This is a genomic window from Deinococcus sp. AJ005, assembly GCF_009017495.1.
GTDB lineage: Bacteria > Deinococcota > Deinococci > Deinococcales > Deinococcaceae > Deinococcus.
Window position 1 is genome coordinate 3,068,369 of record NZ_CP044990.1, and the last position, 6,632, is coordinate 3,075,000.

Below are 6,632 nucleotides of genomic sequence, written 5' to 3' on the forward strand. Positions count from 1 at the left end.
TCTGCCTGCCCGTGGTTTACTTTCGGGTAACGCGCACGCGCCTATGCTGGCCCGCAGATGATGGCCCCTCCCCCCTCCTACCCTGCTGCACCTGCCCGCGCCCAACGGCCCACCCCCCAATGAAGGTGCTGCACCTGAGTACCAGTGACGGCGGCGGCGGCGCGGCGCGGGGCGCGTTCTGGCTGCATCAGGCGCTAGACGCGCACCTGGATTCGGCCATGCTGGTGCAGAACAAGGTCACGGATGATCCGAAGGTGACACAGGCCCGCCCAGCACTGGCCTCGAAGCTGGCGCGGCGAACCGAGCGTGTGGTGCGCGAGCGCCTGGGGCCGCTGGAATATTTCTCGCCCGCTGCCCTGAACCTGCCGCTGCACCATCAGGTCAATGCCCTGCGGCCCGACGTGGTCAACCTGCACTGGATCAACGACGGCTTCCTGAGTCCCGAGAGCCTGACGGGCATTCGCGCGCCGGTGGTCTGGACCCTGCGGGACCTGTGGCCCATGACTGGCGGCTGCCACTACGCCCAGGACTGCACACGTTTCGAGGCTGAGTGCGGCCACTGCCCGGCGCTCGGGTCCACGCGCCCGGACGACTATTCGCGCACGCTGCACCGCCGCAAGTCACAGTCCTGGAACCGCCGCCCGCTCACGCTGGTGGCCCTGAGCCACTGGCTGGCTGACGAGGCGAGGCGCAGTTCACTGTTCGCCGGACGCCGCACGGTGGTCATTCCCAATGCACTGGACACGGCAGTTTTCAGGCCCCAGGAGCGGCAGGCGGCCCGCACGGCATCCGGTCTAGTGGCGGGTCTGGACGTGGCGGCAGACCAGCGGCTGATCCTGTTCGGGGCCATGAATCCACTGAGCGACACCCGCAAGGGTTTTGCAGAACTGCGCCGCGCCACCGAGATCCTGGCCCGGCGGCCCGATGCCCACACCCTTGAGCTGGTGGTCTTCGGGCCGCTGTACGGTCAGACCCCACCGCCCATGTCCCTGAAGACCCATTTTCTGGGTTCCGTGGACGATGACCACGCCCTGGCCACCCTGTACGCGGGCGCGGACCTGACGGTGATGCCCTCGCTGGAGGAAGCCTTCGGCAAGGTAGCAATGGAATCGATGGCCTGCGGGACCCCGGTGGTCTGTTTTGATGGCAGCGGACCCGCCGACATCGTGGATCACCACGTCAACGGCTATCTGGCCCGGCACGGCGATGCGCCTGATCTGGCTGCCGGGATCGCCTTCCTGCTGGACCACCCCGAACCCCGCGCGCTGGAGGCTGCCGCGCTGGCGAAAGTCATGGCGCACTACACCTTCGAGCGGCAGGCCCGGATGTATTCAGACCTGTATGCCCAAGTCCTGGAAGAGACGCGGGAGCGCAGCAAAGCGGACGTCCGCGCATGACCAACCTCAAAAGCAGACCCGTCAATGCCATGAAATGGAGCTAACTGACCATGTTCATCGTCGCGCTGATGGGTCTGGTCTTCTCGGCCATTCTGTCGCGCCTGCTGAAGCCCAAGGAGTTTGGTGTGGTGGCCAGCGCCTACGTCTTGCAGCGCTTCGGCCAGTTCATCGACGATCTGGGCGTGGGTCAGGCACTGGTGCAAAACCCGAACTGAGCGGCGAGGACGTTCAGGCCGGGTTCACCTCCTCGGTGGGGTTGAAGCTGCTGGCCACCGTGGCTGCTGGCCCCGCTGGCTGGGGCGTACTACAGCATGCCGGACCTGCCCATGGTCTTCCGGGGCTAAGCCGCCGCATACATGCTAACCGCCATGGTGGTCATCTCGACCAGCCTGCTGCGCCGCCAGCTCAATTTCCGGCCTCTGCTGATCGGTGAGGTGGTGTCGCTGGTCATCGGTCACGGGCTGTTCGGGCTGGGGGCCGCCTACCTGGGTTTCGGCGCATTCAGTCTGGCGATCAGCGCGGTGGCGCAGGCCCTGATCCAGATGATCATCCTGTACGCCTACACCCGCCACAGCCTGCGCCTGACCTTTCGCCCGGAGTCCTACCGCGCGCTGTATGCCTTTGCCACCCGCGTAACAGTCATCAATTTTCTGGAATTCGTGAGTTCCAGCCTGGACACCCTGATGCTGGGACGGCTGTATCCCCAGGCAGAACTGGGCATCTACAAACGGGCCTACAACACGGTGGGCGTTCCGGCCCTGGCCTTCGCGACCAGCCTGACCCAGGTGCTGGCCCCGTCATTCAGTTCGATCCAGAGCGAATCCGAGCGCCTGCGGCGTGCCCACCATTCGGCCCTGGTGGCCCTGCTGATCGTCATGTCCTGCGTGGAGGGTGGCATTTTCGTGGCCGCCCCCGAAGTCGTGGCGGTGCTGTTAGGATCACAGTTCGTGGGGGCCGTGATCCTGGTCAAGATCTTCGGCCTGCTGGTGCCGTTCATGGTCTCCAGCAATCTGGCCGGGGTGCTGGCCGAGGCCACCGCGCAACTGCGGGTCAAGACCAATATCCAGGCCGTGTATCTGGTGGCCTTAGCACTGAGCTTCTGGACGGTCTACAGCCTGGGCGGCAGCGTGGAGGCCATTGCGCTGGTCATGCTGGGGGCCATCATCGTGCGAAATCTGGCCTTCGAGCTGATGGTCCGTTCCATCGTGGGGGGCGGGCGCGACATACTGAAATCCTACGGTGTCGGCGTGCTGTGCGGTCTGGGCACGGCAGCCCTCTTTTACGCCGTGATCGTGCCCCTGCGCGGTCTGGGGCTGTCGTTGCCCCTGCTGTTCATCGCTGAACTGCTGCTGGGCGGGCTGGCGCTGGGCGTGGCCATCTTCCTGGGGCCACCCAATGAACTCAAGTCTCTGGCCCTGCGCGCGGTGCCCGCCGTCACCAGCCGCCTGCGCCGCGTGACCGGAAAGGGAAGCTGAAGCCGGAGTTCATTCCACCTGCGCCTCACCGCGCGTCGCGTCCGCCAGGGCTGCCGTGAACGCCTCCACGTCTTCCGGGAAGAGGCCCAGCGACATCTCTATTCCCAACACGGTGTACTCCTCCTCGCCGCGCGCGGTGTCGAAGGTGTCCAGCAGATGGTACAGGGCACTCAGGTGCGGGAACGGCACGCGCACCCGCAGCGGCTGACGCGGGCGGACCTCCAGCCGGAGCGCCGTTCTCAGACATTCCGCCGCCGTCCCGCCGTAAGCGCGCACCAGACCGCCCGTTCCCAGCTTGACGCCGCCGTAATAGCGCACCACCACGGCCATGACGTGATCCAGTCCCTGGCCCCCGATGGCCCGCAGCATTGGCGCGCCCGCCGTGCCCCCTGGTTCGCCGTCGTCGTTAAAACGGTACTCGGCCCCAATCTGATAGGCCCAGCAGTGGTGCGTGGCGTCAGGATAGCGCGCTTTGACCGTTTCCAGGTACGCCAGGGCTTCGGGCGGCGTGTCGGCCCGCGCGGCGAAGGCCAGAAATTCGCTGTTCTCCACCACGGCACTGTGGCGGTGTTCCCCGGCCAGGGTGGTGAAGGGGGACGGGAGGTCAGACAAATCCACTACAGCAGCCCGCGCTCCACCAGATGCCGCCGCGCGTGGAACAGTGTCAAGCCGCTGGGACCGTCCTGAATTTCCCCGGCCTCCAGCATGCGGTACGCCTCCGGCAGCGGTAGCACCACGCGCTCGATGGTCTCAGTGTCCTCGTGGTGGGTCTCGCCCAGCGTCACGTTCAGGGCCAGCGCAGCGTAAAAGACCACGCCGCTGATGCTCGGCTGCGGGTAAAAACCAGGAAGCGGCACCCAGTCGTGGCTCACGCCGCCCACCTCTTCGAGCAGTTCGCGGGCGGCGGCGGGCAACAGGTCCTCGCCGCGCTCCACGCCGCCCGCGACGACTTCCATGATGCTGGCGCGCAACGGGTAGCGGTACTGGCGGATCAGCACCGCCTCCCCTGCCGCCGTGACCGGCAGCACGAACACGGCGCGCGGTCCACGCGGACGGTACTGGTACAGCGTTTCCACGCCCTCCCTCACCCGCACGCGGTCTTCCAGCACCACCCGGTAACCGTCCACCAGTTGGCGGCTTTCCAGCGTGTCCCAGGGCTGGGCGGCGTCTTCGGTCAGCGTGGCCCAGTTGGGATGAACGGACAGGGGAAAGTCAGGCATAGGTCCAGGCTAGCGCGGCGTTACCGTGACTGGCTGAGCGGGCGGCAGCAACCCGTCCGCCTTCAAGGTCACGCACAGGTCCCCACCTGCCACGGCGGTCAGCAGCAGCGCGTTGGGGGTGACTTCCAGCCCTGACACCATCAGGTGCGTGACCGTCCCCGTTACCTCGACCCCGTCCACAGGCGAGAAGGGAAGGCGGTTCTGCGCCTCGGCACGCGCCTGCGCCAGCCGGGGGCTAAGGTCCACGCGTGCCAGACGCGTCAGATATCCCGTCACACGGGCGTCGGCCAGCAGGCCCAGCAGCCGTCCGCTCAGGCCGTCTTTGTGGGTGTTCAGGGCCACGTCTTTCAGCGTCAGCACCTGCTCAGCCCGGTCCAGCACCGGGGTTCCAGACAGAGTGAAGGTGGCCTTCAGGCCCAGCAGCCCGCTGCTCTGGACTGAAACGGTGGCCTTGAGGCGCGGCCCGGCGGCGCTCAGGTGGATGTTCGTCACGCGCAACGTGGGCGCAGTCGGCAGTGGCAGCATGAAAACCTGCTCTGCCGCCCAGGCGGTGCCCAGCCGCGACAGTTCCGAATATGGCAGGAGAAGGGGCAGGGTCAGCGAGGCGGCGGGGTGGAGGTCTGGGGTCATCGGCCCCCCAGAGATAGCGCAAACGGCACCTGCCACGTACCCACGCTAGACTCTGCACCATGCGAAACGCGTATCTCACGGCGGCCCGGTCCCTTCAACTGGGCCGCGAGTGGGCCGTCGAGGGCGATCAGCCCCGCGCGCTGGAAGCCTACGCCGACGCCCTGGGTCTGCTGCGAACCCTGCCCCCCGAACGCACCCGCGACGTGCTGCTGGCCCACACCCACCTGGCCTTCTACCAGACCCTGGAGCTGATGGGCAGCCCCGGCGGCCAGTCCCACCTGCACCTGGGCGTCAGTTACGCCCGCAGCACCCGCGATCCGCTGGCCCGCGCCATCGCCGAGGAGTGCCTGAGCGGGCTTGATGTGGTGATGTAGCAAGCGCATTCTCCTGTCCGCCGACATAAAAAAGCCCTTTTCGCAGGGAAAAGGACTGGGTGAGCAGAACCTGACTTACTGTCCCGGCAACTGCAACTGCGCCTGCGTTTCCTGGCCCTTGGGGTGAACGCACTGCATGGGCAACTGGCCCAGCGCACGGGTCTTGGAGCCACTGTGGACGGCGATGGTGGCGGGCGCGGTCAGGGTCCAGCCGCCGCCGTCGATGTTCTCAGTGGCGCGAATGATCTGGGCGGGTTCGGCCTCCAGCTCAGCGCGCAACTCGTCGCCCTTGGCCAGCGGGGCGCTCTGTTCCACCAGCGTTTTCAGGGGAATGGCCTGACCCTGCGCGCCCACAGTCAGCTTCTCAGTGTCCTTCAGCAGTTCACGGCATTCCTCGATAAACTTGTACTTGCTGACGCCGTTGGCCTCACGGTCACTGTAGATCGGGTTGCTGCGGACGGCCACGGCGGTCACGAAGCCCAGCAGCGCCACGGTCAGCACGATGGCCACCCACAGCAGCGCGCGGCCCACGCCGCCATGACGTTTGTTGGAGGTCAATTCGCTCATATCGCTTCGTAGCATAGCGCCGCAACACACGGCAGACGGTAGGCAACGGTCAGATTCATGAAGAACTCAGCCAGTCCGTCGCTCCTATCCCAAGCCCTGACCCGTCCGTCCGCGCCAGCGCCTGCCCCACTGTCTCGCCCGTCTGCGGGTGCGCCAGCCCTGCGTTCAGATCTGCCAAGGGAGCGAGAACGAAGGCCCGCTCCCAGGCGCGCGGATGCGGCAGGGTCAGCGTCGGCCCAGCCTCCACGCGGTTGCCATAAAGAATCAGATCGAGGTCCAGCACCCGTGCCTCCCAGCGCTCGCGGCGTTCGCGTCCAGCGCGGGCCTCGGTGTCATGCAGGGCCGCCAGCAGTTCCAGCGGTGGGAGGCGGGTCCGCAAGCACAGCGCCGCATTCAGATAGTCCGGCTGACCCGGTGGGCCGCCGACGGGGGCCGTCCGGTACAGCTTTGAAATGCCACAAACCTCGCCCAGCAAACCGACCTCAGCCACGGCCCAGCGCAGGGTTTCCAGCGGATGACCCAGATTCGCGCCCAGAGCGATGTAGGCGTCCACATCCGAGTCGCTCGGGGCCGGGTTCCTCAAGGTGCAGGCTGTTCCAGCGTCAGCTCGGCAAAAACGTCGCGGAACACGCCGGGCAGCGGGGCAAACGGCTTATGCACGCGCACGGTCACACGGGCCAGCCTGGGCTGATCATTCAGGATGCGCCGGGCAATCCGGTCCGTCAATACCTCAATCAGTTGATGACGCTTCCCCGTGACTTCCTCCTGAATGGCGATGTAGACGGCGGCGTAATTGACGGCGGCACTCAGCTCGTCGGGCAGTCCAGCAAAATCGTAATACAGCTCGGCGTCCACCACAAAACGCGCGCCCAGCACGCCCTCAGTATCGTAAACGCCGTGCCGGGCATGAAATTCCAGCCCTTCCAGCACCACGCGGCTCATCCTCGGTTCCTCATCAGGGCAAGTCTA

11 protein-coding genes (1 of these 11 cut by a window edge) are annotated in these 6,632 nt (G+C 66.3%); 4 read left to right on the forward strand and 7 right to left on the reverse strand.

Going from position 1 to position 6,632, the window contains the following annotated elements; translation table 11 throughout:
• Positions 1-119: 119 nt before the first annotated feature.
• The 3 genes from DAAJ005_RS16740 (at position 120) to DAAJ005_RS16750 (ending at position 2,872) form a co-directional block, all read left to right on the forward strand.
• Positions 120-1,397: a glycosyltransferase gene (locus DAAJ005_RS16740; RefSeq protein WP_151848093.1), complete on the forward strand. Its 1,278-nt coding sequence runs from the start codon at positions 120-122 to the stop codon at positions 1,395-1,397.
• A 50-nt stretch (positions 1,398-1,447) separates the two neighbouring features.
• The gene (locus tag DAAJ005_RS16745; protein WP_151848094.1) at positions 1,448-1,612 is read left to right on the forward strand and encodes an oligosaccharide flippase family protein; all 165 of its coding nucleotides are present in this window, start codon (positions 1,448-1,450) and stop codon (positions 1,610-1,612) included.
• A 153-nt stretch (positions 1,613-1,765) separates the two neighbouring features.
• On the forward strand, positions 1,766-2,872 hold the full coding sequence (locus tag DAAJ005_RS16750; protein ID WP_192930812.1) for an oligosaccharide flippase family protein: 1,107 nt from the start codon (positions 1,766-1,768) through the stop codon (positions 2,870-2,872).
• Positions 2,873-2,881: 9 nt separating this feature from the next.
• On the opposite strand, the gene DAAJ005_RS16755 is transcribed toward DAAJ005_RS16750, so the two are convergent.
• From DAAJ005_RS16755 to DAAJ005_RS16765, 3 genes are read right to left on the reverse strand one after another with little or no spacing between them, the layout of a single operon-like run.
• A complete protein-coding gene (locus tag DAAJ005_RS16755; RefSeq protein ID WP_151848096.1) occupies positions 2,882-3,484 on the reverse strand; it encodes a YigZ family protein in 603 nt (200 codons plus the stop codon).
• Positions 3,485-3,489: 5 nt separating this feature from the next.
• Entirely contained in the window at positions 3,490-4,092 is a 603-nt protein-coding gene (locus DAAJ005_RS16760; protein ID WP_151848097.1) for an NUDIX hydrolase, read from the reverse strand.
• Between the two features lie 9 nt (positions 4,093-4,101).
• Complete coding sequence (locus DAAJ005_RS16765) at positions 4,102-4,722, reverse strand: DUF4403 family protein (protein WP_151848098.1); 621 nt, start codon at positions 4,720-4,722, stop codon at positions 4,102-4,104.
• A 59-nt stretch (positions 4,723-4,781) separates the two neighbouring features.
• Between DAAJ005_RS16765 and DAAJ005_RS16770 the strand changes: the two genes are divergently transcribed.
• Entirely contained in the window at positions 4,782-5,096 is a 315-nt protein-coding gene (locus DAAJ005_RS16770; protein WP_151848099.1) for a hypothetical protein, read from the forward strand.
• A gap of 75 nt (positions 5,097-5,171) precedes the next feature.
• Here the strand turns inward: DAAJ005_RS16770 and DAAJ005_RS16775 are convergent, their stop codons facing one another.
• The 4 genes in view from DAAJ005_RS16775 to folP are tightly spaced (at most 55 nt apart) and all read right to left on the reverse strand, a layout consistent with a single transcriptional unit that may run on beyond the window.
• Positions 5,172-5,663 carry a hypothetical protein gene (locus tag DAAJ005_RS16775; protein WP_226342500.1) on the reverse strand — a complete coding sequence of 164 codons (492 nt, stop codon included), beginning with the start codon at positions 5,661-5,663 and terminating at the stop codon, positions 5,172-5,174.
• A gap of 55 nt (positions 5,664-5,718) precedes the next feature.
• Positions 5,719-6,246, reverse strand: a complete 528-nt coding sequence (gene folK / locus DAAJ005_RS16780) for a 2-amino-4-hydroxy-6-hydroxymethyldihydropteridine diphosphokinase (protein WP_226342501.1) — start codon at positions 6,244-6,246, stop codon at positions 5,719-5,721.
• Positions 6,243-6,605, reverse strand: a complete 363-nt coding sequence (gene folB / locus DAAJ005_RS16785; protein ID WP_151848101.1) for a dihydroneopterin aldolase — start codon at positions 6,603-6,605, stop codon at positions 6,243-6,245. The genes folK and folB overlap by 4 nt, the downstream gene beginning before the upstream one ends.
• 13 nt (positions 6,606-6,618) lie before the next feature.
• Positions 6,619-6,632, reverse strand: the final stretch of a protein-coding gene (folP, locus tag DAAJ005_RS16790) for a dihydropteroate synthase (protein WP_226342502.1). Its footprint extends 805 nt past the window's final position; 14 of the gene's 819 nt are visible here — the last part of the coding sequence; the start codon falls outside the window, past its right edge; it ends in the stop codon at positions 6,619-6,621.

Excerpts from the sequence above, each read along its gene's own strand:
- DAAJ005_RS16770 (WP_151848099.1), top strand. The coding sequence starts at position 4,782 with ATGCGAAACGCGTATCTCACGGCGGCCCGGTCCCTTCAACTGGGCCGC.
- folB (WP_151848101.1), bottom strand. The coding sequence starts at position 6,605 with ATGAGCCGCGTGGTGCTGGAAGGGCTGGAATTTCATGCCCGGCACGGC.
- DAAJ005_RS16740 (WP_151848093.1), top strand. The coding sequence starts at position 120 with ATGAAGGTGCTGCACCTGAGTACCAGTGACGGCGGCGGCGGCGCGGCG.
- DAAJ005_RS16750 (WP_192930812.1), top strand. The coding sequence starts at position 1,766 with ATGGTGGTCATCTCGACCAGCCTGCTGCGCCGCCAGCTCAATTTCCGG.
- DAAJ005_RS16745 (WP_151848094.1), top strand. The coding sequence starts at position 1,448 with ATGTTCATCGTCGCGCTGATGGGTCTGGTCTTCTCGGCCATTCTGTCG.
- DAAJ005_RS16775 (WP_226342500.1), bottom strand. The coding sequence starts at position 5,663 with ATGAGCGAATTGACCTCCAACAAACGTCATGGCGGCGTGGGCCGCGCG.
- DAAJ005_RS16760 (WP_151848097.1), bottom strand. The coding sequence starts at position 4,092 with ATGCCTGACTTTCCCCTGTCCGTTCATCCCAACTGGGCCACGCTGACC.
- DAAJ005_RS16765 (WP_151848098.1), bottom strand. The coding sequence starts at position 4,722 with ATGACCCCAGACCTCCACCCCGCCGCCTCGCTGACCCTGCCCCTTCTC.